The organism is Streptomyces sp. Tu 2975, from assembly GCF_009832925.1.
In the GTDB taxonomy this organism is placed as follows: Bacteria; Actinomycetota; Actinomycetes; order Streptomycetales; family Streptomycetaceae; genus Streptomyces.
Genome location: NZ_CP047140.1, coordinates 993,259 through 1,019,962, shown reverse-complemented (window position 1 = coordinate 1,019,962; position 26,704 = coordinate 993,259). Strand labels below are relative to the sequence as shown.

At 70.5% G+C, this 26,704-nt stretch carries 21 protein-coding genes and 2 pseudogenes; 8 read left to right on the top strand and 15 right to left on the bottom strand.

What is annotated here, in order from left to right; genetic code table 11:
- Positions 1-22: 22 nt before the first annotated feature.
- Positions 23-463: pseudogene (locus GLX30_RS04435) on the top strand (GNAT family N-acetyltransferase); the annotation flags it as partial.
- A 182-nt stretch (positions 464-645) separates the two neighbouring features.
- Here GLX30_RS04435 and GLX30_RS04430 read toward each other — a convergent pair.
- Positions 646-1,248 (bottom strand): DinB family protein, encoded by a 603-nt coding sequence (locus GLX30_RS04430; protein ID WP_159683795.1) that lies wholly within the window; start codon positions 1,246-1,248, stop codon positions 646-648.
- Between the two features lie 589 nt (positions 1,249-1,837).
- Between GLX30_RS04430 and GLX30_RS04425 the strand changes: the two genes are divergently transcribed.
- A complete protein-coding gene (locus GLX30_RS04425; RefSeq protein ID WP_159683793.1) occupies positions 1,838-2,266 on the top strand; it encodes a subtilase-type protease inhibitor in 429 nt (142 codons plus the stop codon).
- Between the two features lie 204 nt (positions 2,267-2,470).
- On the opposite strand, the gene GLX30_RS04420 is transcribed toward GLX30_RS04425, so the two are convergent.
- Complete coding sequence (locus GLX30_RS04420; RefSeq protein ID WP_159683790.1) at positions 2,471-5,386, bottom strand: glycoside hydrolase family 48 protein; 2,916 nt, start codon at positions 5,384-5,386, stop codon at positions 2,471-2,473.
- A 523-nt stretch (positions 5,387-5,909) separates the two neighbouring features.
- Here GLX30_RS04420 and GLX30_RS04415 point away from each other — a divergent pair.
- From GLX30_RS04415 to GLX30_RS04395, 5 genes are all read left to right on the top strand, one after another.
- Positions 5,910-7,649, top strand: coding sequence for a glycoside hydrolase family 6 protein (locus GLX30_RS04415; RefSeq protein WP_159694859.1), 1,740 nt, complete (start codon positions 5,910-5,912; stop codon positions 7,647-7,649).
- A 239-nt stretch (positions 7,650-7,888) separates the two neighbouring features.
- Positions 7,889-8,896, top strand: a complete 1,008-nt coding sequence (locus tag GLX30_RS04410; RefSeq protein WP_159683788.1) for a LacI family DNA-binding transcriptional regulator — start codon at positions 7,889-7,891, stop codon at positions 8,894-8,896.
- A 39-nt stretch (positions 8,897-8,935) separates the two neighbouring features.
- Positions 8,936-9,466, top strand: coding sequence for a SigE family RNA polymerase sigma factor (locus GLX30_RS04405; protein WP_159683785.1), 531 nt, complete (start codon positions 8,936-8,938; stop codon positions 9,464-9,466).
- The gene (locus GLX30_RS04400; protein WP_159683782.1) at positions 9,466-10,173 is read left to right on the top strand and encodes a hypothetical protein; all 708 of its coding nucleotides are present in this window, start codon (positions 9,466-9,468) and stop codon (positions 10,171-10,173) included. Before GLX30_RS04405 ends, GLX30_RS04400 begins: the two co-directional genes overlap by 1 nt.
- 103 nt (positions 10,174-10,276) lie before the next feature.
- Positions 10,277-11,086 (top strand): pectate lyase, encoded by an 810-nt coding sequence (locus tag GLX30_RS04395; protein ID WP_159683779.1) that lies wholly within the window; start codon positions 10,277-10,279, stop codon positions 11,084-11,086.
- Between the two features lie 70 nt (positions 11,087-11,156).
- Here GLX30_RS04395 and GLX30_RS04390 read toward each other — a convergent pair whose 3' ends face one another.
- The 12 genes from GLX30_RS04390 to GLX30_RS04335 form a co-directional block, all read right to left on the bottom strand.
- A complete protein-coding gene (locus GLX30_RS04390; protein WP_159683777.1) occupies positions 11,157-12,284 on the bottom strand; it encodes a pectinesterase family protein in 1,128 nt (375 codons plus the stop codon).
- 19 nt (positions 12,285-12,303) lie between these two features.
- The gene (locus GLX30_RS04385) at positions 12,304-13,611 is read right to left on the bottom strand and encodes a pectate lyase (RefSeq protein ID WP_159694858.1); all 1,308 of its coding nucleotides are present in this window, start codon (positions 13,609-13,611) and stop codon (positions 12,304-12,306) included.
- 20 nt (positions 13,612-13,631) lie between these two features.
- Entirely contained in the window at positions 13,632-14,432 is an 801-nt protein-coding gene (locus GLX30_RS04380) for a rhamnogalacturonan acetylesterase (protein ID WP_159683774.1), read from the bottom strand.
- Positions 14,429-15,769, bottom strand: a complete 1,341-nt coding sequence (locus GLX30_RS04375; protein WP_159683771.1) for a sugar ABC transporter substrate-binding protein — start codon at positions 15,767-15,769, stop codon at positions 14,429-14,431. Before GLX30_RS04375 ends, GLX30_RS04380 begins: the two co-directional genes overlap by 4 nt.
- On the bottom strand, positions 15,766-17,370 hold the full coding sequence (locus GLX30_RS04370) for a glycoside hydrolase 43 family protein (protein WP_159683768.1): 1,605 nt from the start codon (positions 17,368-17,370) through the stop codon (positions 15,766-15,768). The genes GLX30_RS04375 and GLX30_RS04370 overlap by 4 nt, the downstream gene beginning before the upstream one ends.
- Complete coding sequence (locus GLX30_RS04365; RefSeq protein WP_159683765.1) at positions 17,367-18,203, bottom strand: PmoA family protein; 837 nt, start codon at positions 18,201-18,203, stop codon at positions 17,367-17,369. Before GLX30_RS04365 ends, GLX30_RS04370 begins: the two co-directional genes overlap by 4 nt.
- On the bottom strand, positions 18,200-19,375 hold the full coding sequence (locus GLX30_RS04360) for a Gfo/Idh/MocA family oxidoreductase (protein ID WP_208545356.1): 1,176 nt from the start codon (positions 19,373-19,375) through the stop codon (positions 18,200-18,202). Before GLX30_RS04360 ends, GLX30_RS04365 begins: the two co-directional genes overlap by 4 nt.
- Positions 19,372-20,271: a carbohydrate ABC transporter permease gene (locus GLX30_RS04355; RefSeq protein ID WP_159683763.1), complete on the bottom strand. Its 900-nt coding sequence runs from the start codon at positions 20,269-20,271 to the stop codon at positions 19,372-19,374. Before GLX30_RS04355 ends, GLX30_RS04360 begins: the two co-directional genes overlap by 4 nt.
- On the bottom strand, positions 20,268-21,218 hold the full coding sequence (locus GLX30_RS04350; RefSeq protein WP_159683760.1) for a sugar ABC transporter permease: 951 nt from the start codon (positions 21,216-21,218) through the stop codon (positions 20,268-20,270). The genes GLX30_RS04355 and GLX30_RS04350 overlap by 4 nt, the downstream gene beginning before the upstream one ends.
- Before the next feature lie 120 nt (positions 21,219-21,338).
- Complete coding sequence (gene araD / locus GLX30_RS04345) at positions 21,339-23,063, bottom strand: L-arabinonate dehydratase (RefSeq protein WP_159683757.1); 1,725 nt, start codon at positions 23,061-23,063, stop codon at positions 21,339-21,341.
- On the bottom strand, positions 23,060-23,974 hold the full coding sequence (locus GLX30_RS04340) for a dihydrodipicolinate synthase family protein (RefSeq protein ID WP_159683754.1): 915 nt from the start codon (positions 23,972-23,974) through the stop codon (positions 23,060-23,062). The genes araD and GLX30_RS04340 overlap by 4 nt, the downstream gene beginning before the upstream one ends.
- Positions 23,971-24,624, bottom strand: coding sequence for a GntR family transcriptional regulator (locus tag GLX30_RS04335; RefSeq protein WP_159683751.1), 654 nt, complete (start codon positions 24,622-24,624; stop codon positions 23,971-23,973). The genes GLX30_RS04340 and GLX30_RS04335 overlap by 4 nt, the downstream gene beginning before the upstream one ends.
- A gap of 204 nt (positions 24,625-24,828) precedes the next feature.
- Between GLX30_RS04335 and GLX30_RS34990 the strand changes: the two are divergent.
- A pseudogene (locus GLX30_RS34990) lies at positions 24,829-24,975 on the top strand (phosphohydrolase); the annotation flags it as partial.
- A 173-nt stretch (positions 24,976-25,148) separates the two neighbouring features.
- Here the strand turns inward: GLX30_RS34990 and GLX30_RS04330 are convergent.
- Positions 25,149-26,678 (bottom strand): amino acid permease, encoded by a 1,530-nt coding sequence (locus tag GLX30_RS04330; RefSeq protein ID WP_159683748.1) that lies wholly within the window; start codon positions 26,676-26,678, stop codon positions 25,149-25,151.
- Positions 26,679-26,704: the final 26 nt, after the last annotated feature.

Below are 26,704 nucleotides of genomic sequence, written 5' to 3'. Positions count from 1 at the left end.
TGTTCGGCGTAGCGGCGCTACCTTCACCCGGCAGTACGGGCGCCACGGCGTGTGCGAGCACACCCAGGCGGCGGCCGCCTTCTGGGTGCCGCCAAAGGCGCAGGCCAAGGCCGTTCCCGACGCGGAAACCATCCAGCAACTCCTGACCGTTCTCGGCGACAGAGCCCCGCTGTTCAGGGACGCGGTCGAGACGGCCGCGAAGCACACACCCCAGGAACCCTGGTACATGGCGATGATCGGCGCCGACCCGGCCGCCCAGGGCCAGGGACACGGAGCCGCCTTGCTGCGCTCAGGGCCGGCCGAAGCCGACGCGGCGGGTCTGCCTGTTTATCTGGAGTCCTTCGAACCGTCCAACCTCGCCTTCTACGAGCACTTCGGCTTCACCGTGCGTGAGGAACTGCGCCTTCCGGGGGGCGGACCGGCGCTGTGGGGGATGTGGCGCGGGCCGGCCGGCTCCCACTGACGCCGCGGGCAACTGCCCCAGCGGTTCGGCGGGCGACGTGCCCAGCAAGGTCGTGAGCGGCTGCCCCTGCCGGGGTACGGCCCCTGGCGGGGGGCCGTACCCGGTCCCGCCTTTGGGCAGCCGGGGACGGGTGGCCGTGCGCGGCCGCGCGGGCGAGGATCGAGGGCGAAGTGCCTACGCCCTCACCGGGACTCCCGCTCCCGGCGGTCGGCCTCCTCGGCTGCGCGCTCCAGCCGGCTTCGATGGTTCTCCCACCACGCCGGATCCCCGGACGCCATGCCTCGGTTGCTCTTGCTCATCCCGACGGCACCGTCCATGAGTTCCCGGAGGATGTCGGCGTGCCCGGCGTGCCGGTGCGTATCGGCGATCACGCGCACGACCGCATGATGCAGCGTCACCTCGTTCTTTCTGGGCCACCACGGCACCTTGCCGATGGTGTCCAGCGCCAGCGCGTCGATCGTCGCGTCCGCGTGCGCCCACGCCCGGTGGTAGAGCTCCACGACGTACTCGCGTGACTCGTCGGCGGTGGCCCACATGTCCGCGTTGGCCTCGGCACCGTCCTCCAGCCAGGGCAACGGCTCGCCGGAGGGCCGTCCGAAGGTGTCACCGAGGTAACCCAGCTCCACGCCGGCCGCGTGTTTGACCATGCCCAGGAGGTTGGTCCCGGTCGGCGTCAGCGGGCGGCGGACGTCGTACTCGGAGAGCCCTTCGAGCTTCCACAGCAGGGCGTCACGGGCGGACTGGAGGTAGAAGTGAAGGTCGGCCTTGGGATCCGATGCGTTCATGGGCACAGTCTGCCGCTCGCACGATCTTCGTTCACCGCGTTTGTCGACCGCTCTCGGTGAACAGACGGGTGCGCCGGATCCGTCTTCCCGACACGGCAGTTGGGACCGGACCTTCCCCCGGCCGGGCGTCGATCCGTACGAAGTACACGGGCAGCAACTCGTGGCACAGCTCCGGCGCCGGTGAGGCCCCGAATTCTCCCGGCGCTGCCATGGCATTCCTTCACCGGCCCGATGGTGCCCCGAATCTCTCCGTGACCCGACAGCTTGACCAAAGGCACGATTTGACCAAAGGCGGATCAACCGATTTCCGTGCCGCTTCAATCAACGTGCTTCGGCATCGGCCGGAAAACTGTGCGGTCTCGGTCGAGAAGTCACGGCGCATTAGCGGCCGTAAGGCCGACCGGCTCGGCGAGGACCCGCGCAGACGAACTGCCGCTAAACACGCACCGTCACAAACTCCGTAGCGCCCGGAACGCCCTTTCAGGCCAGGTTCCTCCATCCCCGATGTCCGAAGAGAAGGGCACCGATGTGATGTTCCGCGGCTCCTGAGCAACGCTGAAATTCCGTAGCCGAGAAGAAGGAGACTCTGATGCGTCGCTCTGCAACCAACATCGCCTGCGTCACCGGCGTGGTCGCCGGCGTCCTCGCTCTGACAGCCGGCTCTGCCGCAGCCGGCACGCCCCACAGCCTGTATCCGCCCTCCGCGATGGTGCTCACCGTCGGTCAGGGCGAGAGCGCGGCAACAGCAACTGTCGAACGGGCGGTCACCCTCACGTGCAACCCGACCGCCGGCGGGACCCACCCCGACGCCGAGGCCGCATGCGCGGACCTGGAACGGGCTCACGGTCAGCCCGCGCTCACCCTGAACGACGACTCGGATCGCGCTTGCCCGCAGATCTACGCTCCCGTCACCCTCACCGCTGACGGAGTGTGGGAGGGCCGCCGCGTCTCGTACGAGCGAACCTTCCCCAACGACTGCGTTGCGGACTCCCGAGTCGCGGAACTCTTCGACTTCTGACGCCGCCATCGGAAACGCCCAGGACGCCGGCAGGGTGGTCCGACCCCGTGGGGCCGGACCACCCTGCCGCACGACGGAGCCAAGCCGGCGTCACGCTGGAACCCGGCCCGGCTCCGCCGTCGACGACTGCCCGGTCCGGTGACCGTGCGGTGGCGACCCGCCCGTCGACGACCCGTCGGCGGGCGGGCGCTCACCGGTGGCGTCTCACTCGAGCAGCTCCGCATACGCGCCCATGGCGAGGGCGATGTCCGCCTGCGCCCAGAAGCGGTGGTACGTGAACTCCGGCGCGGCGCCGCCCGCAAGGTAACTCTCGATCTTCGACCAGGCGGGGTCGTCCTGGTAGAAGGAGCGCAGCGACGCGAACGTCGACGACGAGTTGATCGTGTCGCCGTTCGGCATCGTGCCCGTCCAGCCGCTGGGCACGTACACCGGGTCGTCGAACCGGCTGTAGTCGGTGCGCGTCTCGGGCACCGCAACGCCGAGGGCGTCCTGGTGGTGGTCCCACATCCCGTCGAGCAGCGCCTTGGCCACGGACTTGGCCTCGGCGTCGCCCGACCGTGCGGCGTAGTAGGTCAGCACCTTGGCGTACGCGCCGGCCACACCCACGTCCTGGGTGTAGTCGGCCACCGTCACGTGCAGACCGGCGTTGGCGCCCGGGTCCGCCGCGTTCCACGTGTCCGGCTTGCCGGACCACTGGAGCGTGGACGGGATCCGGAACGTGCCGTCGGGGTTGACGGTCGTCTCGGAGAGTGCCCAGTCGACCCACTTGTCGAGCACCTCCTTCGCCTGAGCGTCACCCGTCTGCTGGTAGTACTCGGCGACCCGCTCCATGGACCACGCCTGGAAGCCGAACCACTGGTTCGACGGCGGGTCGTGGTAGACCGGCTTCTCGTCGTACGCCATCCCGTAGAAGGTGGGAGTACCGGCTGCCGGGGCCTCGTACCGGCCGCCGACGCTGTTCGTCGCACCGCCCGCGATGGCTCCCTCGTCGGCCTGCAGCCAGCGGTAGAACTCGATCTGCCGGTCCAGGCTCTTCGCCCAGTCGGCCTGCGCCGTCGCCGACTTGGGCTTCAGCGGGGCGTAGGCGCTGAGCGCGTAGGCCGCGAGCGGGTTCTGGTAACCGCCGTGCGCGTGACTGGAGCCGATGCGCCACGCCCAGCCCGCCGAGGAGTCGGTCGCGCCGCCCCAGGCGTAGTACCAGGACAGCAGGTAGTGCGAGCTGTCCTTGCCGGTGCCGGCCGGGCAGGTCGTCGGACCCACGCAGTTGCCGACCTTCTTGAAGTACTTGTCGAACATGGCGTAGCGCAGGTAGTCGCCCATCTTGGCGGCCTTGGCCACCGTTCCGGAGACCTGGGAGCCCTTGCCCTGCTCCTTGGCCCACAGGTCGGCCCAGTAGGCGGCCTGCACGGCGCGGGCGTCCGCGTCCGGGGCGTTGGTGTACTTCCACTGCCTGGCGTAGGACGCGTCCTTGGTGAACAGGTCCAGGTAGCCGTTGGGGCCGCCGTAGGCGAACCGGTCACAGGTCGGCTGCGGCACCGTCTCCCACACCGATTCCTGCGGGCCGCGCTGGAAGGTGTTGATGTACGAGGGGCCCGTCGCGCTCGGCCCGGCCTCGCACTTGCCGGGCTCGTTGCCGTACCCGTAGACGTTGTCGACGTCCTGGAGCCAGTGCATGCCGTAGACGTCGTCCGTGCCGTACGCGCTCTTCAGCTCGGCCGCGATCGGGTCCTTGCCGGAGGTCACGGAGGGCTGGAGCTCGGCCGGGTACTGGGAGGGCTGGTCGTGCTCCGGAGCGTAGGTCGCCGGTTTGTTCGGGTCGTAGTAGGAGCCGGTGGCCTGGTCGGCGTGCGTGGGGATCATGTACTTCTCCATGATCTCCCAGGCGCCGTTGAACTTCGTCCAGTCACCGCTGATCCGGCCGTACATGGCCTGGAGCCAGATCAGGTAGCTGTACGCCTCCGACGTCGTCTCGTGCCCGTGGTCGGGGGCCTCGACGATCAGCGTCTCGACGGAGTGGTACGGGATGCCCTCGGGGGAGAAGTAGCCGTTGGCCGGGTCGGTGATCTTCCCGTACAGCTCGAGGAAGCGCCCGTCGTACTCCTTCGAGCCGCCCAGTTGAGTTACCGTCACCTCGGCCGCCGTGTGGCCGGGGGCGGTCACCCTGAAGGTGGCCGCGCCGGTTCCCTCGCTGTCGGCGGCGATGGTCACCTTCTGTGCCGTGTTCCAGTTCGACGGGGTGAAGGTGAGGCTGCCGCCGCTGCTCACGCTCAGTCCGGTGTTGCCCGCCGAGCGGGCCACGGAGACCGTGACGTTCGAGGACGGCCGGGTGGACAGCTTGACGTCGAACGTGCCTGATCCGCCTTGCTGGACACCGAGTTGCGTGGGTGAGGTGACCAGTGCGGGACCGGTGGCCACGGTGATGCCGACCGGGGTGGACTCGGCCGAGGCGCTCTGGCTGTCGTACGCCTTCGCGTAGAGCGAGTAGTCGCCGGCCGCGAGGCCGCCGGCGCTGAACGTGTACGGCGAGCTGGTGTCCGTGCCCAGCAGGGTCGTGTCGCTGTAGAACTCGACCTTGGTGACACTCGCGCCGTCGGCGGCGGCGGCCGTCGCGGCCAGCGGGATCGAGTCGCCCGCGGAGAAGACCGCCCCGGCTGCCGGGCTGGTGAGCACGGCGATCGGCGGCTGGTGGGCGCCGGTGCAGGGGGTGCCGTTGACGGCGAAGGAGGTGGGCGCGGCGTAGGCGCCGCTGTAGGAGAACTGGGCGCCGGTGCTGACGGCGGCACCGGCGGCGATCGACCGGCTCCAGGCGGGCGCCTTGACCGTGATGTCGCTGCCGGACTGCGACCAGGTGCCGTTCCATCCGTTGCTGAGCTTCTGGTTCCCGGAGTAGGCGTACGTCAGGGTCCAGTCGTCGATCACGTCGGAACCGCGGTTGGTGATGGTGAGGTCGGTGGTGAAGCCGGAACCCCAGTCACTGGTCCGGTAGTCGACGCTGCACTGCACAGCGGCGGCGTGGGCCGGCGAGGTACCGGTCGCGGTCAGGGTCAGGGGGAGCGAGAGGACGGCGGCCAGCGCCGTCAGTACGCGCCTCACTGGGCGCCGTCTTCCTGGTGGAGACATGGGGGTGACTCTCCTAGCGGCTCGGGGAGTTGAGCACGGGCACGCTGAGCACAAGCCTTGAACCAGTGGGAGCGCTCCCACGGTGAGGTCGTGGGGCAGGACTGTCAAGAGTTGTCACAGAAACCGGGGTGCTGAAGTGCGCTCCGTCAAGAAATTTGCCAAGTCCCCTTCTCTGACCCGTCGTTCGGCGCTAGCCTCCGGTGCAACCAGTGGGAGCGGTTCCATCACGGGACACGTCGTTTTCGGCGCGTCCGAGCTGCAAGGAGTCGCTCATGCGTCACCCCCCGCACCTTGCCGTTGCTCCGCCCGGTGCCCTGCCCGCACCGGGCGGTATCGCGCTGCGACGGTTCACGCTTCCCCGACAAGAGTCTCCGGGACGGGACAGAACCGTCCCCCGTTTTCGGTCACTTGGCTGGGAGCGCTCCCACTGTGAAGCCGTGTGCACACAGCTGCTCGACCAGCGCAACGCCCCTACTCCCGAATCGCCGACGAGAGGACACGTCACCCCATGAGCCGCGACACCATGAGCCGTGCCACCGCACCACCGCTGCGACGGAAGCGCACCGCACTGCTGGCCGCCTGCAGCCTTCTCGCCACCGGCGCCGGCGCCGTCACTCTCATGCAGACGCCCGCCGCCGCCGCGGCGATCGCCTGTAGCGTCGACTATCAGACCAGCGACTGGGGCTCCGGCTTCACGACCACCGTCAACGTCAAGAACACCGGCACCACCGCGATCGAGAACTGGACGCTGACATACGCCTACTCGGGCAACCAGAAGCTCAGCAGCGGCTGGAACGGCACCTGGTCGCAGTCAGGCAGCACCGTCACGGTCAAGGGCGCCGACTGGAACCGGTCCCTCGCCGGCGGCGCGACCGTCTCACCGGGCGCACAGTTCTCCTACAGCGGCACCAACACCGCGCCGACGTCCTTCGCGGTCAACGGTGTGACCTGCAACGGCGGCACCACACCCACCGACCCGCCGACCGACCCTCCGACCGATCCCCCGGCCGGTGACAAGGTCGACAACCCGTTCGTCGGCGCCAAGATGTACGTCAACCCCGAATGGTCGGCGAAGGCGGCCGCCGAACCGGGCGGCAGCCGCATCGCCGACACCTCGACCTCCGTGTGGCTCGACCGCATCGCGGCGATCGAAGGCGTCAACGGCGGGATGGGTCTGCGTGACCACCTCGACGAGGCGCTCGAGCAGGCCGGCGGCAGCCCGCTGGCCATCAACATCGTCGTCTACGACCTCCCCGGCCGCGACTGCGCCGCCCTCGCCTCCAACGGTGAGCTCGGTCCCGAGGAACTTCCGCGCTACAAGAGCGAGTTCATCGACCCGATCGCTGCCGCCGTCTCCGACCCGAAGTACGCGAGCCTGCGCATCACCACCGTCATCGAGATCGACTCGCTGCCCAACCTCGTCACCAACGCGGGCAGCCGGCCCACCGCCACCCCGCAGTGCGACGTGATGAAGGCGAACGGCAACTACGTCAAGGGCGTCGGCTACGCCCTCTCCAAGCTCGGCCCGATCCCCAACGTCTACAACTACATCGACGCCGGCCACCACGGCTGGCTGGGCTGGGACGACAACTTCGGCCCCTCCGCCGAACTGTTCGCCCAGGCCGCCCAGGCCGAGGGCAGCAAGCTGGAGTACGTCACCGGCTTCATCACCAACACCGCCAACTACGGCCCCCTGAAGGAGCCGCACTTCACGATCAACGACGCGGTGAACGGCACCTCGGTGCGCCAGTCGAAGTGGGTCGACTGGAACCGCTACGTCGATGAGCTCTCCTACGCCCAGGCCTTCCGCCAGCGTCTGGTCCAGGCCGGCTTCGCCTCCAACATCGGCATGCTGATCGACACCTCCCGCAACGGCTGGGGCGGCACCGCCCGGCCCACCGGACCGGGGGCGCAGACCAACGTCGACACCTATGTCAACGGCGGCAAGCTCGACCGCCGGATCCACCTCGGCAACTGGTGCAACCAGGCAGGCGCAGGGCTCGGCGAGCGGCCGAAGGCGGCTCCCGAGGCGGGCATCGACGCCTACCTGTGGGTCAAGCCCCCGGGTGAGTCCGACGGCTCCAGCTCGGAGATCCCGAACGACGAGGGCAAGGGCTTCGACCGGATGTGCGACCCGACCTACACGGGCAACGCCCGCAACGGGAACAACATGTCCGGCGCGCTGGGCGGTGCCCCGGTCTCCGGCCACTGGTTCTCCGCGCAGTTCCAGGAGCTCATGAAGAACGCCCACCCGGCGCTCTAGGGTCTTTCGTCCGGATCGGGCCCGGCGTGATCCGAACGAGGGGCTCCAGGGTCCTCGTCCGGATCGAGCACCGCAGGATCCGGACGTGAGGCCCCGGCAGCGGGCACACCGCGCGAGCGGTGACCCGCGGGCGCACCGACGCGCCTCGGCCGACCTGGACAGGCCATGACCCGCAACTTTAGGGTCATGGCTCTCAGGACGCCGAGGCGCGTCACAACGTTCCGCCGTGGAGTACACGAATGGTCACCCTTGCTGATGTCGCCCGCCACGCAGGCGTCTCCGCCAGCACGGTCAGCTATGTCCTCAGCGGCAAACGCCCGATCTCCGGCAGCACCCGCGAGCGGGTCGAGCGGAGCATCGAAGAACTCGGCTACCGGCCGCACGCCGGCGCCCGCGCACTCGCCAGCAGCCGGTCCGGCATCATCGCGCTGATGGTGCCGCTGCGCACCGACATCTACGTGCCCGTGATGCTCCAGATCGCCATGGCGGTCACCACCACGGCCCGCGCACACGGCTACGACGTTCTCCTGCTCACCGGGGAGGAGGGGCCGGAGGCCGTGCGGCGCATCGAGGGCAGCGCGGTGGCGGACGCGATGATCGTCATGGACGTGGAACTCGACGACGAACGGCTGCCGCTGCTGCGCGCCGCCCGGAGCCCCGCCGTACTGATCGGACTCCCCGCCGACGCCGGCGGCCTCAGCTGCGTCGACCTCGACTTCACGGCAGCCGGGGCACTGTGCCTGGAACACCTGGCGGGGCTCGGCCACCGGGAGATCGCGTTCATCGGCGAGGCCCCCGGGGTCTACGAACGCCACACCGGCTTCGCCGAGCGCACCCTCGCCGGACTGCGCTCCGCCGCCGGGACGCACGGCCTGCGGCTCCTGCACCGCCCATGCGCGAGCGGCTGGACCGCGGTCGCCGCCACCCTTGGGCGGGTCCTCGAGGAACGCCCCGGCACCACGGCCTTCGTCGTGCAGAACGAGGCCGCCACCGACCCCCTGCTGGCCCTGCTGCGCCAGCAGCGGCTGGCCGTTCCGGAGGACGTGTCCGTCGTCGCCATCTGTCCCGACCAGGTCGCGGCGCAGGCCCCGGTGCCGCTGACCGCCGTCACGGTTCCCGCGCAGGACATGGGCCGGCGAGCGGTCGAGCAGGTGGTGGCCATGCTGGACGGCGGGGAGGCGGCGGAGACCGTGCTCCTCGCACCCGAACTCACCGTGCGGGCCAGCTCCGGCCCCGCTCCCCGCTGACGGTGCCGCACCGCGCCGGGACCGGAGGGAGAGGACACCGTGGCCACAACCGCCGATGAGGCGCGCGCGGAGTTCCAGGCGTTCTTCGAGCGCCACTACGCCGAACTGGCCCGTCTCGCCCATCTGCTGACCGGCGAGGCCGACGCCGCCGACGACCTCGCCGCCGACGCGATGCTCGCGCTGTGGGACCGCTGGGACCGTGCGAGCGCCGCCGACCATCCCGTCGCCTACGCCCGCGGAGTGGTGGCCAACCTCGCCCGCAGCCGCATCCGGAGCGCCGTCAGGGAACGGCGCCGGGTGGCGCTGTTCTGGTCGCAGCGCTCCGAGAAGACCGACGGACCCGACGTCCCCGTGGTCGTCGACGTGCGGGAGGCGCTGCGGGCGCTGCCGTTCCGTAAGCGCGCCTGTGTCGTACTGCGCCATGCCTTCGACCTGTCGGAGCGCGATACGGCCCTGGCGCTCGGTGTCTCGGTCGGCACGGTCAAGAGCCAGACCTCCAAGGGCATGGCGGAACTGCAACGGCTGCTGGGTCCCATGGCAGCCTCTGAGCTGGTCGGAGGCCGGAACTGATGGACGAGGTGCGCAGGCGGCTGCGTGAGGCGGCGGCGTCGCACCGCCCCGACCGGGAGCGGATGCTCGCCCGCGTCGAGCGCGGCATGGCGGAAGACCGGCAGCCGGCGGGGGCGGTGCCGGCGTACCGGCCGGGCCGGGCGAGCCGGCTGACGATCGCCGGAGCGACGGTGGCGGTCGTGGCGGTCCTGGCGCTCGGCGGTCACACCGTGGCGACCATGGGCCGCGACGACGACGGCGCGGCGGCCGGTGCGGCGTCGCCGCCCGCCTCCCCGGCGCCGGGCGGCACCGAGCGGCCGTCGGCGCGGACCGAGGACGGCCATCTGTGGTCCGACGGCTCCGTCGACCCGCACAGCAACAGCTACTGGGCGCAGAGCAACGTCACGGTGAAGAACCGCGAGGTGCTGACCTCGCTCACGGTGGAGCTGAGGATCGCCGACACCGGGGGCTTGGCGAGCACCGGCGGCTGGCGCACCCGTCCGGCCGGCGACTTCGACTTCTCCGCACGGAAGGAGAGCGGCGCGCTCGTCTACCGCTGGACGCTGCGGCCGGGGCGCACGGTCCCGCCGGGGCAGCACGTCTTCGCCGGCCAGTACGACCATGCGGAGGGCGGCCGTGACGCGGGTGGGGACACGTACACCGTCCGGTCCGAGGCGACGGGGGAACCGGCCGCGGTCCACGGGGACTTCGCGCGCACACCGTCCTGACCGGCTTGGGCAGAAAGTCGCGCGGCGGCGGCAACCTGGGCCCTTTCTGTGGCGACCTTCCGGCGTAGGACTTCACCCCCACATCCGAAAGGGCCCAGAACACATGAGCCGACACAAGCGGAGCCTCCGGCGCCGCAGGACGATCGCCGCGCTGGGTGCGGCGCTCGGGCTGACCGTGACCGGGATCGTCACCACCAGCATGCTCAACACGGCCGGAGCGGCGACCGCGTGGCCCAAGCCCAACGGCAGCTCGCCCGTGACCGCAACCATCGAGGTGTCCGGCACGTACGACGGCGGGCTGAAGCGGTTCCACGGCAGCGGTGACCTCGGTGACGGCGGCCAGGGCGAGGGCCAACCCCCGATCTTCAAGCTGAAGGACGGCGCCGTACTGAAGAACGTCGTCCTCGGCTCGCCGGCCGCCGACGGCGTCCACTGCATGGGCAGTTGCACGCTGCAGAACGTCTGGTGGGAGGACGTCGGCGAGGACGCCGCCAGCTTCAAGGGCAAGTCCGCGGGCTCCGTCTACACCGTCTACGGCGGCGGCGCGCGGAAGGCGTCCGACAAGGTCTTCCAGTTCAACGGGGCGGGGAAGCTGGTCGTCACCAAGTTCCAGGTCTCCGATTTCGGCAAGCTGGTCCGCTCCTGCGGCAACTGCTCCACGCAGTACAAGCGGTCGATCATCGTCAACGACGTGGACGTCACCGCGCCGGGGAAGTCCCTCGTGGGCATCAACACCAACTACGGTGACACGGCGGCCCTGCGCAACGTCCGGATCCACGGCGACAGCAGCCGGAAGATCAAACCCTGCATCCGCTACACGGGCAACGACTCCGGCGACGAACCGGCCGAGACCGGCAGCGGTCCCGACGGCACGTACTGCCGGTACAGCTCCTCGGACATCGGTTACAACTGACGCCGGAGCACGGTGAAGGGCCCCGCCGGCCGTGACCGGCGGGGCCCGCGTCGTACCGGTACCGGCAGTGTCAGCCGGTGTTCCGCCACGGCGCCCAGTCGCCCAGATACACCTCGCGCGTCGCCGACCTCGCCTGGACGAGGTCCAGTTGGGGCCGGTTCTCCGGCACGGTGATCCGCGCCCCGGGGCCGGTGTTGCGGTACTCGGCGTACCGCTGCGCCTGCCACGGGTAGGCGTCCCGCATGTTCGTGTACGGCTCCACCGCGTCGATCCCCGGACCGATCACGCTGTCGCGGACCACCAGTGACGGCCACGCGGTCGGGTCCGAACTCGGCACCCACGGCCGGGAGAGCTTGTACGCGCCGTCCTCCGCGCCGCTGCTGATCCGGCACCGCACGGCGAGGTAGCCGTACGGGTTGTCCCGCGCGGTGGACGGGGCGAACACCATGCCCTTGGGGGTGAGGTCCTCGTCCCTGGCGAGGGTGTGGAAGCGGCAGTGTTCGAACACGGCACGCCCGCGTCCGAAGACGAAGTCGACGTCCCCCTCCGCGTAGCAGTGCGAGAAGTACTGCCGGGCGACGGTGGACACGGAGGGCGAGTCGGCGTACAGGGTGTCCTGGTGGCCCAGGAAACGGCAGTGGTGGAACGCCGAACGGTCGCCGCTCACCTTGATCGCGACGGCCTGGGTGCCGCTGATCTCCGGATGGTCGGCGCGCAGCCAGTCGTTGGCGAAGGTGATCCGGCGGGCGGTGAACCCGGCGGCGCGCACCGTGGTGGTGGCGGAACCGCTGGTGCCGTACGTACCCGAGCCGTCCGGCTTCGTGGTGCCGGCCGCGTTGTCGTACACGACGACGGTGTCACGGGGGTCCGGGCTCGCGCCGATCAGCGTGAGTCCCGCGAGGGACTCGCCGATCGTCACCACCTCGCGGTAGACCCCCGGGGCGACGACGATCGTGAAGCCCGTGCCGCCGACCGCGGACACCGCGTCCTGGACGGTGGTGCGGTCGCCGAGCCCGCCCGGGTGGACGTACAGCGTCCGGCGGCCGGGCCGGGCCGCAGGTGAACCGAACGGTCCGAAAGGGGAGCGGTCCGTGACGGCACTTGCGGGGCTGTGCACCGCGAGTGCGAGGGCCGCCCCGGCACCCGCGGTGAGCAGGGCACGGCGGCCGACCGCCGCGCCCGGGGAGTGCGTGGCCATGATGAAACTCCTTGTCCCGTCAGCGCAGCCGGCCCGCGCCCGCGCGGTGCGTGACCAGCCCGGGCACCGCCCGCGGATGGTCGAGGCGGGTGCGCAGCGTCGGCGTCCAGCCCGCGCCCGACCGCAGGGTCTCCTCGGGCACCTCCGCGTTGTGGACGGCCACCAGATCGACCGCCCGGCCGTTGACGTGGTTGCGCTCGGCGGTGACGGGCGAGTCCTTCCACTTCTTGAGGATCCGGCCCGCGCCCACACCGGCCGGGAGCGTGAACGAGTTCGCGTCTGCGACGAGCTGGGACTCCGCGCCGATGCCGAAGCTGTACGCATAGGCGTCCTTGTCGACGACGTAGTGGTTGTTGTACGTGTCGACCTTGCCGAAGCGGACGCGCGGCGCGCGCTCGACGATGTCCCGGAAGAGGTTGTGGTGCAGCGTGACCCGTAGCTTTCCGCGGTCCGTGTCGCCGGCACTGTCGCTGTTGCCGATCATCAGGGTCTTGTCGTGTTCGGCGAAGACGTTCCACGAGACGGTCACCAGGTCGGCGCCCCTGACGATGTCGAGCTCACCGTCGTGCTGCTGGTACACCTCCCCGTAGTAGGACGGCAGGGAACTGTCGGGACGGCGCCCGTCGGTGAACGTGTTGTGGTCGATCCACACATGGGTCGACCCGTACACCACGAGGCTGTCGTACTCGGAGTTCCACGCGCCGGTCGCGCCGTCCGTCGGGTCCCACTGGGGGAAGCAGTCCAGCGGGCTCTCGAGGGTGAGGTTGCGGACGATGACGTTGTCGACGTCCTTGACCTGGAGACTGGCGCCGACGATGCCCGCGTCCTTGCCGACGCCGACGATGGTGGTGTTCGCCGGCACGTACGCCTTGATCGCCTGCGCCTGGTTGGCCGCCGACACGGCGCGCAGGTCCTCCTGGGCGCCGCTGACGGGGGTGTCGTAGCCCCATACCGCGGGGTCGTAGTCGGCGAGATAGGCGTCGAAGTCGTAGCCCTCCGCCTCGAACGCGGCGCAGCCGGACGCGGTGGCGTCGAGGCTGCCCTTGACCTTGATGATCCGGGGTGCGTCGCCGTCGCCGGCGAGCGCGGCCCGGAACCCCTCCCAGGTGGTGACGGTGTGCACCTGCGCGGGGCGGGCCGCAGCACCGCCGGTGGTGCCGGTGCCGAGCGAGGCCCAGCCGTCGTTGGCGGGCAGGGTATGGCGGGCGGTGTCCCGATGGGGAGTGGCGTGCGCCGCCGCGGTGGCGGTCAGGACCAGTGCGGTGCATCCCAGGGCCGTCGCGATGATGCGTCCCTGACATCTCAGCGTGTGCGTGGTGCTGTGCATGGTGCGGCTCTCTTCCCGGTTCAGTCGGCGGCGGGCCAGGTGATCCACGACTCGGGCACCTCGTCCTCGAGCCGGCGGACGTCGCGCGGCGCGATCACGTCGGCGCTCAGCAGCGCTTCGGCGACCATCCGTGCCACGGCGATCGCGCCCGGCGGATTGAAGTGCGTGTTGTCCTGCTCTTCCGGCGTCCAGTTGAAGTACGCCTTGGTGCCGTCCGGTCCCAGCTCCTGCCAACGGGCGATCGACAGGGCCTGCACGTCCAGCAGCGCGGTCCCCTCCTCGGCGGCCAGCGCCCGCATCGCGGCCGGGTAGTCGCCGTGCGTCGGGACCGCGGTCCCCTGCGCGTCGAACCTGCGCCGCTCCACGGACGTCGCCAGCACCGGCCGGGCGCCGCGCTCGCGGGCCCCTGCGACGTACCGGCGCAACTGTGCCGGGTACGTCGACCAGGGCTCGGTGTACCGGGCCGGGTCGGCGCTCTTCGCGTCGTTGTGGCCGAACTGCACGAGCAGCAGGTCACCGGGCGCGATCCGGGCCAGCAGGGCGTCCAGCCGGCCCTCGTCGACGAAGCTCTTCGAACTCCGGCCGTTCACGGCGTGGTTGGCGACCCGCAGCCGCTTGTCGAGGAAGAAGGGGAGGGCCATGCCCCACCCGGTCTCGGGCGCGGCTTCAGCGTACTTCTGCGCGGCCGTGGAGTCCCCGGCGATGAAGAGCGTGCGGCTCCGGCCGCCGGTGGACTGCCCGGCCACGGCGGCGGGGGCCCCCGCGGCGGCGAGCGGAAGGCTCGCCGCCGCGGCGACCACCTGACGGCGGGTCGGCCTCACCCGTTCTGCTGCTTCCACTCGGCCTGGGCCTCGTTGAGCTGCTTCGCCAGGGAGTCGAGGAACTCCTTCGCCGACATCTTGCCGAGCAGCACCTTCTGGAAGGCCGGCTCGTTCTCCGCCTTGGAGATGGTGTTCCAGTCGGGCAGGTAGTACGGCAGCTGCACGATCTTCGTCGAACCGCTGGACAGCGCCTCGGCCGCCAGCCTGGTGGGTTCCGCCTTCTGTACCCAGGCGTCCTTGGCCGCCTCGGTGTGGGCCGGGATCGCGCCGGCCGACTCGTTCCACCGGCTGTTGGACTCGTGGGACGCGGCGAACTCGATGAACTTCCAGGCGGCCGTCTTGTTCTTGCTCGACTTGAACAGGCCCAGCCCGTCGACCGGGTTGGAGACCTGCACCCGCGTGCCGTCGTCGGTGGTCGGCAGCGGAATGCCACGGAACTTCTCCGTGCCGAGTGCCTTCACATGGTCCTTGTAGGAGCCCAGATTGTGGTTCAGCATGCCGATCTCGCCGCTGTCCCACTGGGCGACCATCTTGGTGAAGTCGTTGTTCACGTCCGCGGCAGGGGTGCTCTTCTTGAACAGTGCCGCGTACTTCTCCAGCGCCGCCACGTTCTCAGGGGCGTTGACCGTGGTCCTGTCGCCCTGCCAGAAGGCGTCGATGCCGCTCTGGCCGTACATCGCGTCCAGCGCCTGCGCGATGGACCCGGCGCCACCGCGGATGGTGTAACCGAAGCGGTTCTTGTCCTTCGCCGTGAGCTTGTCGGCGGCCGTGAAGAACTTCGCCCAGGTGGTGGGCGCTTCCAGTCCGGCCTCCTCGAAGAGGTCGGTGCGGTAGTACAGCACGCCGTTGCTGGCGGACGTCGGCACGGTGAACATGCGGTCCTGGCCGCCCGCGGCCTTCACGTTCTCCACCATGCCGGCGTTCAGCTTGCCGTTGAGGGAGCTCGCTGCGATGCGCTCGTCGAGCGGCTCCAGCGCGCCCTGTGCGGCGATACCCGCCAGCATCGCCGCCCCGACGCCGCCGACGTCCGGCAGGCCGCCGCCCTGGATGGCGGTGTCGTACTTCGACTGGACCTCCGTCGAGGCGACCCCCACGTAGTTGACGTCGATGTCCGGGTGCTTCTTCTCGAACTCCGCGATGATCTCCTTCCACACGTCGGTGCGGACACCGCCGTTGTTGTCCCAGAAGGTGATCTTGCCCTTGCCGGATCCCTCGTCGCCCTTGTCCCCGGCGCCGCCGCTGCCGTCGTCGCCGCAGGCGGTGGCGGTCAACAGGAGCGCCGTGGTGAGGGCGAGGAAGGAGGCGGCTCTGCCCCGTCCCCGGTGGAAGATCGTCATGGTCGGCTCTTTTCTGCTCGTACGGGTGTGCGTGTGCGTGTCCGTGCGGGGGTGCGTGGAGAGGTGATGCGGAACCGGGTGAACGTCGCGGCGCCGGCGTGACCCGCCGCTGTCCGCTCCGCGGCGGGCGCGGTGGCGAACAGGCCGAGGAGGGCGCCGGTCCAGCGCCAAGGGGTGGCGGCGAAGACACGGCCGGACGGCAGTAACCCGTCCTGGCCGGCTCCGGGCACGGCGGCCGAGAAGCGGCATCTGGCACCGGCCCCGGTCTCGATCCGCAGCAGCGCCCGGCCGTCCGGCGCGGGCCGTGGGCGTGCCGCGTCCCGTTCGCGCGCCGCGACCGCCTCCGCGAAGCGGTGCACCAGCTGGACCGTGCCGTCGGCGGCCCGCTCCAGACCGATCCAGGCGTACGCGTCCCCGAGCACCGCGAGTCCCGCCCGCGCGCCCGGTTCCTCGTCGGCCAGGCGCAGTTCGACCTCGACGACCGCGTCGGTCGCGGGCAGCCGCTGGGTGAGGACGTTCGGCAGCCTGCGGAGGTCGTCCACGTCGTCGCCGCGTAGGCACATCAGCCGCAGACCGTCGCCCGAGTGCAGCGGGGCCCAGCCCTCGCCCGGGTTCGCCGCCCACTGCCACTGGCGGCCGAAGCGCCCTCCGGGGAAGCCGTCGTCGGTGGCGGGGGCGGAGCGCGGCTGCTCCGGCAGGTCGGGTTTGGGGTGGAGGAGGACGGGCGAGCCGCCGTCACCGAGGACGGGCCAGCCGTCGTCGTCCCACTGCATGGGCTGGAGGTGGATCACGCGTCCGTAGGCCCCGCGGTCCTGGAAGTGCAGGAACCAGTCCTCGCCGTACCGGGTGCGTACCCAGCCGCCCTGGTGCGGCCCGTTGACGGGCGTGTCGCCCTGTTCGAGGACGACACGCTCCTCGTACGGGCCGAAGAAGTCCCGGGAGCGCAGTGCACCCTGCCATCCCGTCGCGACACCTCCGGCCGGGGCCAGGATCCAGAACCAGCCGTCGTGCCGGTACAGCTTGGGGCCCTCGAGGGTGAACCAGCCCGGGATGTCGTCCCCGTCGACGACCGTCTTCCCGTCGTCGAGCAGCGCGCTGCCGTCGGGCCGCATCCGATGGCCGGTGAGCCGGTTGTTGATCCCCGACCGGGACCGGGCCCAGGCATGGACGAGGTACGCCTCGCCGGTCTCCTCGTCCCACAGCGGACAGGGATCGATCAGCCCCTTGCCCTCCTTCACCAGATGCGGACGGCTCCAGCCCCGGCGTACATCGGTCGAGTTGACCTGCCAGATCCCGTGGTCCGGGTCGCCCCAGAAGATCCAGAACCGGTCGTCGTGATGACGGATCGAAGGTGCCCACACACCGCTGTCCTGCCGAGGAAGCGCGAAGGCCGCCGCGGGCTCCAGCCGCTCCAGCGCATGCCCGATCAAGGTCCAGTTGACGAGGTCCCTGGAGTGCAGCAGCGGCAGCCCGGGGGCCCGGCCGAAGCTGGAAGCGGTGAGATAGAAGTCGTCGCCGACCCGGACCACGTCGGGGTCGGACCAGTCGGCGGCGAGAACGGGATTGCGGTACGTCCCGTCGCCGAGGTCCCCGGTCCTCATGCCGTCACCGCCTTGTGGGCCAGGGCCGCGGCGCCGTCCCGGTCCAGGCGCCCGTCGGCGACGACGGTGACCACGCGGCGCACCAGCGTCTCCTGCGGCCCCAGCGGCAGCCGCTCCACCGCGGCGAGCGACGAACCGACGCCCGGGTATTCACCGGCCCTGACGAACCACGGGTCCTCCCGGGTCCGTGCGGTCGCCCCGGCGAACACCAGCGTCCAGCCCTGCCCCGCGACGGCGAGCCAGTCGGCCCGTGCACCGTGCACCGTGCTCTCGCCCTCCGCGTCCGCGGTGAACACGGCCGGAGCCGCCGGCTCCTTCGGCGCACGCCAGAAGAAGCCGCCGTAACCTGCGCCGTCGCGCCCGTTGGTGGCGGGACTGCCCACGGACAGCGCCGCACCGCTCGCGTTGGTCAGCGAGAACGTGAAATCCAGCGCCCAGGCGGTGCCGGTCAGAGGCGTGACCGCCACCGTGCGGTGCTCGCGCAGCAGGCGGCGCCCGCCGGCCACCCAGCTCAGCTCCTCCACGAAGCCGTCCGGGTCGCGCAGCTTGAACCCGTCGTGGCGCTGCTGCCCGTGGTTGTCGAGCTCGGTGGGACCCTGCCCGCGCACGAAGGTCCGTCCGCCCCAGAAGTTGTGGCCCTCCACGTCCGGTACGGCCACCCCGGCGCCCAGGTGGTGCGGATGGTCCGGCGGCGCCAGTTCGGTCACCGGGACGCCGGCCGGCGTGGTGACGGGATGAAGGCAGGGACGGGGGGAGGAACGCCGGTCCAGGTCGGCGGGGAGCGAGTAGCGGGCGACGGGCCGGCCCGAGCAGTACAGCTGCGTTGAGCTCATGGCGTGGTGACCTCCGTCGACAGGGCCCAGGGCGCGCCGAGTTCGGAGTAGAGGCGGAGCGACTCGGCGCCGGCGGCGACCAGCGCGTCGATGCCCGGGACCACCCGGCGCGGGGCGTTCCCCTCCTCGGCGTGCCGCCATGCGTCCGGCGGCAGCCGAACCGGTTCCGGGGCGGTGCGCACCGCCTCGACGACGCGCATGAACGCGCCGCAGACATCGGGCGGCACCAGCAGCGCGTCGCCCCGCGTCAGGTGCCCGACGAGGTTCTCCAGCAGATCGGTCCGGCCGTGCACGGTCTCGTGCGGGCCGTGCCCGGACCGCTGGACCAGCACGCGGTCCTGCTTGTACCAGAACGTGATGCGCCCGCTGCTGCCGTGCACCACCACGTACGGCTCGGTGGCCACCTCGGCGCAGAGCGTGGCCGCCACGGCGACCCGTCCCCCGCGGGACGTGGTCACCCGGACGCACGACGTGTCGTCCGACTCGATGTCGTTGGCGCGGAACAACTCCGTCTCCACGCCCGCCACGTCCTCCGCGCGAGTGCTGCCGTCCAGCGCAAGAGCCGTCGACACCGCGTGGGCGAGTGGATTCGTCAGCACCCCGTCGACCACGTCGACACCGTCGAGACGGCGTCGGCCCGCCCACGGGGAGCGCCGGAAGTACGCCTCGCCGCGCACCCACGCGCCGGCCGCGCCCACGCCGCGCACTTCGCCGATCACTCCGTCGTCGACGAGCGCGCGGACGGCCGGCAGCGCGTGCGAGCCCAGCGACTGGAACCCGACCTGGCAGACGGCACCCGCCTGGGCGACGCCGTCGGCCATCCGCCGGAACTCCTCGTACGAGGGGGCGGGCGGCTTCTCGAGCAGCAGGTGTGCACCGTGCCGGGCGGCGGTGAGCGCCAGGTCCGTGTGCGTCTGGATCGGTGTGCAGACGACGACGATCCGGGCGCCGGTCGAGGCGAGGAGCGCGTCCAGGTCCGGCCCCTGCTCCGGGGCGAGGTCGAGGCCGTCGAAGCCGGCGAGCTCGTCGGGGGACAGCGGGCGCAGCTCGCAGACCCCGGCCAGGCGCACCAGGCCCTCCTTCTGGAGCCGGGCGATGTTGGCCAGGTGCTGCCGGCCGTGGCCCCGGGCGCCCGCGAGCACGACGGGCAGCGGCTCCACCGTGGTGCTCATCCCTTCACCGCCCCGGCGCTGAAGCCCGTGATCAGCCACTTCTGGATGAACGCGAACACGATGACCACGGGAACGGCGGCGATCACACCGCCCGCGGCCAGGGCGCCCAGGTCGACGCTGTCCGCGCCCATCAGCGTGTTGAGACCGACCGGGATGGTCTGCTTGTCCTGGTTGTTGAGGAACATCAACGCGAACAGGAAGTGGTTCCAGGCGTGGACGAACGCGAAGGAGCCGACGGCGACGAGCCCGGGCCTCAGCAGGGGCAGCACCACGACCCGGAAGGCGCTGAACCGGTTGCAGCCGTCCACCCACGCCGCCTCCTCCAGGGAGTACGGCACGTTCCTGATGAAGCCGCTGATCAGGATCATCGACAGTGGCAGCTGGAAGACGGTCTCCGCGATGATGACGCTGACCAGCGAGTTGATCATCTGCAGGCCGGCGAAGATCTCGAAGAGCGGGACCAGCAGCAGCGCGCCCGGGACGAACTGGGAGCACAGCAGGGCCAGCATGAAGCCCTTCTTGAGGCGGAAGTCGAAACGGGCGAGGGCGTAACCGCCGGCCAGCGCGACGACCGTGGTCATCACCAGGACGGCGATGCCGGTGATGAGGCTGTTCTGGAAGAAGGTCGCGAAGCTGCGCTCGGTCCACACCTTCGCGAAGTGCTCGCCCGTCATCGGCCACGGCACCAGCGAGGTGGAGCCGGTCGGGCGGACCGCGAACAGCAGGATCCAGTAGAAGGGGATGAGGGTGAACAGGAGGTAGATGCCGAGCGGCAGATAGATCTGCCACCGCGGGACCTCGTCCCAGGCGCGCCGGCGTTTCGTGGGAGCGGGCCGGGCGGGGGGCGGGACGACGGGCGAGGGTGCCGCGCCGCGCGTGGCCTGTGTGGTGATCACTTGTCCTGGCCTCCGAACTTGCTCAGGCGCAGATAGACCATCGAGAAGAAGAGCAGGATCACGAACGCCACCGTCGTCAGCGCCGAGGCGTAGCCGAAGTCGTGGGCGTCGACGCTGGTGTTGGCGATGTAGAGCGGCAGCGTGGTGGTCTCACCGGCCGGTCCGCCACCGGTGAGGGTGTAGAGCAGGTCGACGTTGTTGAACTCCCACACCGCCCGCAGCAGCGTGGAGAGGATGATCGCGTCCTTGAGGTGCGGCAGGGTGATGTGGAGGAACTGCCGTACCCGGTTGGCGCCGTCCACCTCCGCCGCCTCGTACAGGTCCTTCGGCACGGACTGGAGGTCGGCGAGGATGAGGATGGCGAAGAAGGGGACACCGCGCCACAGGTCCGCGACCACGGCGGCGGGGAAGACGGTGGCCGTGTCGGACAGCCAGGAGGTGCCGTACTCGCCGATGCCCATGTCCGCGAGGTAACGGGTGATGCCGGTCTGTGAGTTGTAGAGCAGTACCCAGATGGCGGAGGTCAGCACCCCGGAGACCGCCCAGGGCGAGAAGACCAGCGCGCGCCCGAGGGCCCGGCCGACGAAGGTCTGGTTGACGATGAGGGCGAGCGCCAGCCCGAACAGCAGCTGGAGGCTCACCTCGACGACGACCCACTTGAAACTGAACGTCAGTGTGTCCCAGAAGTGCGGGTCGTCCGTGAAGATCGTCGTGAAGTTCGACAGGCCTGCGAAACCGTTCCGCCAGGGCTTGGTCGGGTTGTACTCCTGAAGGCTGTAATAGAAGACGCTGAGCACCGGATAGGCGATGAAGCCCAGCATCAGGAGCCCGGCGGGGGCTACCAGCAGATACGGCAGCCGGCGGGGTGCCGCTCCCGTTCGGCGGCCACGGGCTCCGGGCCGCCGGGCCGGTGGCCCTGGCGATTTCTGCGCCACAGCTTGGGCCATGACTGCATCTCCGATCTGGGGTAAGCGCTTTCTCCGGCGCTGTGCGGATGTCGGGCGAAGAAGAAGGGGGTTGGGCGAAGAGGAGAAGAAGGGGGGCGACGTGAGGCAGGGGCCGCGGGCTCAGCCGGCGTACGGATCCGGCACTTCGCCGGGCCTGGCCAGGAAGGCGAAGTCGCAGCCCGTGTCGGCCTGGGTGACCTGCTCGCTGTAAAGAGCTCCGTAGCCGCGCTCGTAGCGGGCCGGCGGCGGTGTCCACTCGGACCTGCGCCGCTCCAGCTCGGCGTCGGTGACCTCCAGACGCAGGGAACGCGCCTCGACGTCGAGGGTGATCAGGTCCCCTGTGCGGACCAGGGCCAGCGGCCCTCCGACATAGGACTCGGGTGCGATGTGCAGGACGCACGTGCCGTAACTGGTGCCGCTCATCCGGGCGTCGGAGATCCGCACCATGTCCCGCACACCCTGCTTGAGCAGATGGTCCGGGATCGGCAGCATCCCGTACTCCGGCATGCCGGGACCGCCTTTGGGGCCGGCGCCCTGAAGGACCAGCACATGGCCGGCGGTGATGCCGAGGGCAGGGTCGTTTATCGTGCGCTGCATCGTCCGGTAGTCCGGGAACACCACGGCCGGTCCGGTGTGCTTCAGCAGATTCGGATCGGCGGCGACGTGCTTGATGACCGCCCCGTCGGGGCAGAGGTTCCCGCGCAGCACCGCGACGCCTCCCTCCTTGGCGACGGGCTTGTCACGGGGGCGGATCACATCGTCGTTGTGCACCTGGGCGCCCTCGAGCTGCTGCCGCAAGGTGGCGTGGGCGACCGTGGGCCGGTCCAGATGGAGCAGATCGCGGATGCGGGACAGGAAACCGGGCAGCCCGCCCGCGAAGTGGAAGTCCTCCATCAGATAAGGCCCGCCGCCCGGACGGACGTTGGCCAGCACCGGCACCGTACGGGCGATCCGGTCGAAGTCGTCCAGACGCAGTGTCACGCCCGCACGCCCGGCCATGGCGATCAGATGGATGACGGCGTTCGTGGAGCCGCCGAGGCCCAGGACCGTGGTCACCGCGTCCTCGAAGGCCTCACGGGTCAGGATCCGCGACAGCCTCAGGTCCTGGCGCACCAGCTCCACGATCCGCATCCCGGACGCCGCGGCCATGCGGTCGTGCCCGGAGTCGACCGCGGGGACGGACGAGGCGCCGGGGACCGTCACCCCGAGCGCCTCGGCAGCGGCCATCAGGGTGGCGGCGGTACCCATCGTCATACAGGTGCCGGGGGAGCGGGCGAGACCGCTCTCCAGCTCACTCATCTCGCAGTCGCCGATGAGCCCCGCCCGCTTGTCGTCCCAGTACTTCCACATGTCCGTGCCGGAGCCGAGTACTTCGTTGCGCCAGTGGCCCGGCAGCATCGGCCCCGCAGGCACGAACACCGTCGGCAGGTCCGCGCTCGCGGCACCCATCAGCAGCGCCGGCGTGGACTTGTCGCAGCCGCCCATCAGCACCGCGCCGTCCACCGGGTAGGAGCGCAGCAGCTCCTCCGTCTCCATCGCCAGCATGTTGCGGTAGAGCATGGGCGTCGGCTTCTGGAACGTCTCCGACAGTGTGGAGACCGGGAACTCCAGCGGGAACCCGCCCGCCTGCCACACCCCGCGCTTGACGGCCTGGGCGCGGTCACGCAGATGCACATGGCACGGGTTGATGTCCGACCAGGTGTTGAGGACGGCGATCACGGGCTTGCCGAGATGCTCCTCCGGCAGATACCCGAGCTGACGTGTACGGGCCCGGTGGGAGAACGAGCGCAGCCCGTCGGTCCCGTACCACTGGTGGCTGCGCAACTGCTCCGGCCGCAGGCTCATATGCCCCACCCCGCCACGAGCCCGGCGACCTCGGCACGCCGCTTCTGCGGGAGCGGACTGCTGGGCGGCCGCACGTCACGGCGGCACAGGCCGAGCGCGGCGAGGGCCTCCTTGACGACCGTGACGTTGTCCGCCGACCGGTGGGCGGCGCGAAGATCCTCCAGCGGCCGGATCCGCTCCCACACCTTCATCGCCGCCGCGTGGTCCCCGGCGCGCAGCGCCGCGAGCATCTCCAGCGAGATCGACGGGGAGATGTTGACCAGCCCGGAGGTGAAGCCGGTGGCGCCCGCGGAGAAGTAGGCGGGCGCGTACAGCTCCGCGAGACCGGCGATCCACACGAACCGCTCGAGGCCCGCGTCGCGGGCGAACGCCGCGAACTGCGCCGCGTCCGGTACCGCGTACTTCACCCCGACGACATTGGGGCACAGTTCCCCGAGGCGCGCCATGCGCTCGCCGCGCAGATGCGGACTGCGCACGTAGGGGACCACGCCGAGCTCGGGCACGGCCTCGGCGATCGCCCGGTGATAGTCGAGCCAGCCGTCCTGCGACACGTAGGGGTGCACCGGCTGATGCACCATCACCATCTGGGCGCCCGCGTCCCGCGCGTGCCGAGCGGAGGCGACCGCGGTCGGCACGTCCAGGCCGACGCCGACGAGGACGGCGGCCCGGCCGGCGGACTCCTCGAGGGTCAGTTCCGTGACGGCGCGCCGCTCGTCGGGGTCGAGTGCGTAGTACTCGCCGGTGTTGCCGTTGGGGGTGAGGGTGCGCACCCCGCCGTCGAGCAGCCGGCGCACCAGCGCCCGGTGCGCGACGGTGTCGACGGTGTCGTCGCGGGTGAAGGGTGTGACCGGGATGGCCACCACGTCGGCGAGGGCCTCGCGCAGCGAGCTGAAGCCGGGATCGGTGCTCACGCCTGGTCCTCCTCGGCCTGCTCGGGGAACGCCCGCTGGACGAACGAGTCGATGTGCTCGTGCAGCGCGCGGGCCGCGGCGTCGGCGTCCCCCGCGAGGGCGAGCTGAAGGATCTCGCGGTGCTCGTCGGCCTCCCGCTGCCAGGACGGGTCGGCGGCCCACGCCACGGTGGAGACCAGCGCCGCCTGGTCGCGGACCTCGTCGAGCATCCGGGCCAGCAGCGGATTGCCGCAGGGGAGATACAGGGCCCGGTGGAACTCCCGGTTGGCCAGCGACCGTTCGGCCTGGTCGGCCGCCTCGTCGGCCCTGACGAGTGCCGTTCTCGCGTCCTCCAGCGAGGCGTTGCGGGTGATGGAGCGCCGCAGCGCCTCCGGCTCCAGCAGCAGCCGCACGTCGTACACCTCGCGTGCCATGTCGGCATCGACCATGCGGACGGTGGCGCCCTTGTACTGGCTCATCACCACCAGCCCGGTGCCGGCGAGGGTCTTGAGTGCCTCCCGCACCGGGGTCTTCGACACACCGAATCGCGCGGCCAGTTCGGTCTCGACCAGGGACTGGCCCGGGCTGAGGCCGCCGGTGAGGATGGCGTGCTTGATCGCCTCCAGCACGTACTGGGTGCGGGAGGGGATCGGGGTGGGAGCGAAGGTCATCAGCACTCTCAGATCTCGCGTATCGCGTCTCATATATGACGTACGAAGTGCAACGCGCCGAACGTAGAGCCGACTTGGCGAGCAGTCAATGCTTCGGACGCGATTCGATGCGATGTCCGGTTTGTTGCGGCACAAGTCCGAGATCCAGCAGATGACCGGACGGGTGGTCGAGTGGTGGCTGCGGTCAGTACCCTTGCCGTGGTGATGACCAACGCCCTCTTGTCGAGAGCCATGAGCGGCACCGTCGGCCTGCCACTGCTACCTCTGCCGGATCGTGTCGCAGAACTCCTGTCGGAGCTGGGAAGTCCGCCGCGGCTGGCGGCTCACCTGCGAGCTGTCCATGATGTCGCGCTGCCCGAAGCTGCCGGGTCATTGCAGCAGGCAAGGTGTCGTCGCCCGGACGGCGGCGAATCACACGTCGAACGCGGTGAGGGATCCACCCGGGACTCGACGCCCCGGCCGGCCCCGGACCGCACGAGGGCCCGGCCGTCACGGCCGGGCCCTCGGAGCGGGACAGGGGAGCGTCAGACGATGTTCTCCGCGATCTCCGCCTGCTCGCGGGCGGTCCCGTACGCCGCCGGCGTGCCGTACGAACGGCGGGCGACGAACCACCACACCGTGGCCAGGATCAGCACCGCCGCCAGCGCGATCGAGGCGTAGTTCATCGAGTCGACGGTCACCGGGTTGGACTGCGGCAGGCAGAACAGGACGGTCACGCACGCCACCCACACCACGGCGGTCCAGCCGATGGGCTTGCTCCAGCGGCCCAGCGACCACGGACCCGGCTGGAAACGGTCGCCGGCTCGCAGCCGCAGATAGATCGGGATGGCGTACGCGGGCGTGATGCCGATGACGTTGATCGCGGTGACCGCGCCGTACGCGGTCGCGGAGTACAGCGACGGGACGGCCAGCAGGCAGGCGAAGGTGACCGACAGCCACACCGCCGGGACGGGCGTCTGCGTCCTGCCGCTCACCCTGCGCCACAGCGCGGAACCGGGCAGCGCGTTGTCCCGGCTGAAGGCGAACACCATCCGGCTGGCCGCGGCCACCTCGGCGTTGCCGCAGAAGAGCTGCGCGACGATCACCACGAGCAGCAGCGCCGTGGCGGCACCGGTGCCGAGGGCGTCGATGAAGATCTGCGCCGGCGGTACGCCGGTCGCGGTGTCCTGGGTGCCCGCGTAGTCCTGGATGGCGAAGGTCAGGCCCGCCAGCAGCGCGAACCCGGCGATCCAGGAGACCCAGATGGAGCGCACGATGCCCTTGGCAGCGGCCACGGACGCGTTGGAGGTCTCCTCCGAGAGGTGGGCCGAGGCGTCGTACCCGCTGAAGGTGTACTGCGCGAGCAACAGGCCGATGGCGGCCACGTAGACGGGGTTGTCCCAGCCGGTTCCGTTGACGAACTCGCCGAAGACGAACCCGGGGGACCGGTGGTCGGACGGCACGATCGCGAGGGCGCCCACGATCAGGGCCACGCCGCCGAGGTGCCACCACACGCTGACCGAGTTGAGCAGGCTGACGAGCCGTACCCCGAAGAGGTTGAGGGTGGCGTGCAGCAGCAGGATGCAGATGAAGATGATCATCGTGGAGCCGGGCGTGGGCTCGATCCCCCACTGGAGGTTCAGAAACGCGCCGGTGAACAGGGCGCAGCCGTAGTCGATGCCGGCGATGGCGCCCAGCAGACCGAGAAGGTTGAGCCAGCCCGTGTACCAGCCCCACTTACGGCCGCCGAGCCGGTCGGCCATGTAGTACAACGCGCCCGACGTCGGGTAGGCGCTGGTCACCTCCGCCAGGGCCATGCCGACGCAGAGGACGAAGAGACCGACGCCCAGCCAGCCCCACAGCATCACCGCGGGACCGCCGGTGCCCAGCCCGAATCCGTACAGCGTCATACAGCCGGACAGGATCGAGATCACGGAGAAGCTGATGGCGAAGTTGCCGAAGCCGCCCATCCGCCGGGCCAGGACGGGCTGATAGCCGAGCTCCCTCAGCCGTTCCTCCTCGTCCTTGGGAGGGGTCCGGCCGGAATCCGACCACTTCGGCGGGGATATGGACATCGAGGTACCTCCGGGGAAAGGCGATG

Coding starts and splice junctions, on each gene's coding strand:
- GLX30_RS04420 (WP_159683790.1), bottom strand. CDS start 5,386: ATGTCTCCACCAGGAAGACGGCGCCCAGTGAGGCGCGTACTGACGGCG.
- GLX30_RS04385 (WP_159694858.1), bottom strand. CDS start 13,611: ATGCACAGCACCACGCACACGCTGAGATGTCAGGGACGCATCATCGCG.
- GLX30_RS04360 (WP_208545356.1), bottom strand. CDS start 19,375: ATGAGCACCACGGTGGAGCCGCTGCCCGTCGTGCTCGCGGGCGCCCGG.
- GLX30_RS04390 (WP_159683777.1), bottom strand. CDS start 12,284: ATGGCCACGCACTCCCCGGGCGCGGCGGTCGGCCGCCGTGCCCTGCTC.
- GLX30_RS04350 (WP_159683760.1), bottom strand. CDS start 21,218: ATGGCCCAAGCTGTGGCGCAGAAATCGCCAGGGCCACCGGCCCGGCGG.
- GLX30_RS04335 (WP_159683751.1), bottom strand. CDS start 24,624: ATGACCTTCGCTCCCACCCCGATCCCCTCCCGCACCCAGTACGTGCTG.
- GLX30_RS04330 (WP_159683748.1), bottom strand. CDS start 26,678: ATGTCCATATCCCCGCCGAAGTGGTCGGATTCCGGCCGGACCCCTCCC.
- GLX30_RS04430 (WP_159683795.1), bottom strand. CDS start 1,248: ATGAACGCATCGGATCCCAAGGCCGACCTTCACTTCTACCTCCAGTCC.
- GLX30_RS04415 (WP_159694859.1), top strand. CDS start 5,910: ATGAGCCGTGCCACCGCACCACCGCTGCGACGGAAGCGCACCGCACTG.
- GLX30_RS04370 (WP_159683768.1), bottom strand. CDS start 17,370: ATGAGGACCGGGGACCTCGGCGACGGGACGTACCGCAATCCCGTTCTC.
- GLX30_RS04375 (WP_159683771.1), bottom strand. CDS start 15,769: ATGACGATCTTCCACCGGGGACGGGGCAGAGCCGCCTCCTTCCTCGCC.
- GLX30_RS04410 (WP_159683788.1), top strand. CDS start 7,889: ATGGTCACCCTTGCTGATGTCGCCCGCCACGCAGGCGTCTCCGCCAGC.
- araD (WP_159683757.1), bottom strand. CDS start 23,063: ATGAGCCTGCGGCCGGAGCAGTTGCGCAGCCACCAGTGGTACGGGACC.
- GLX30_RS04365 (WP_159683765.1), bottom strand. CDS start 18,203: ATGAGCTCAACGCAGCTGTACTGCTCGGGCCGGCCCGTCGCCCGCTAC.
- GLX30_RS04425 (WP_159683793.1), top strand. CDS start 1,838: ATGCGTCGCTCTGCAACCAACATCGCCTGCGTCACCGGCGTGGTCGCC.
- GLX30_RS04400 (WP_159683782.1), top strand. CDS start 9,466: ATGGACGAGGTGCGCAGGCGGCTGCGTGAGGCGGCGGCGTCGCACCGC.
- GLX30_RS04395 (WP_159683779.1), top strand. CDS start 10,277: ATGAGCCGACACAAGCGGAGCCTCCGGCGCCGCAGGACGATCGCCGCG.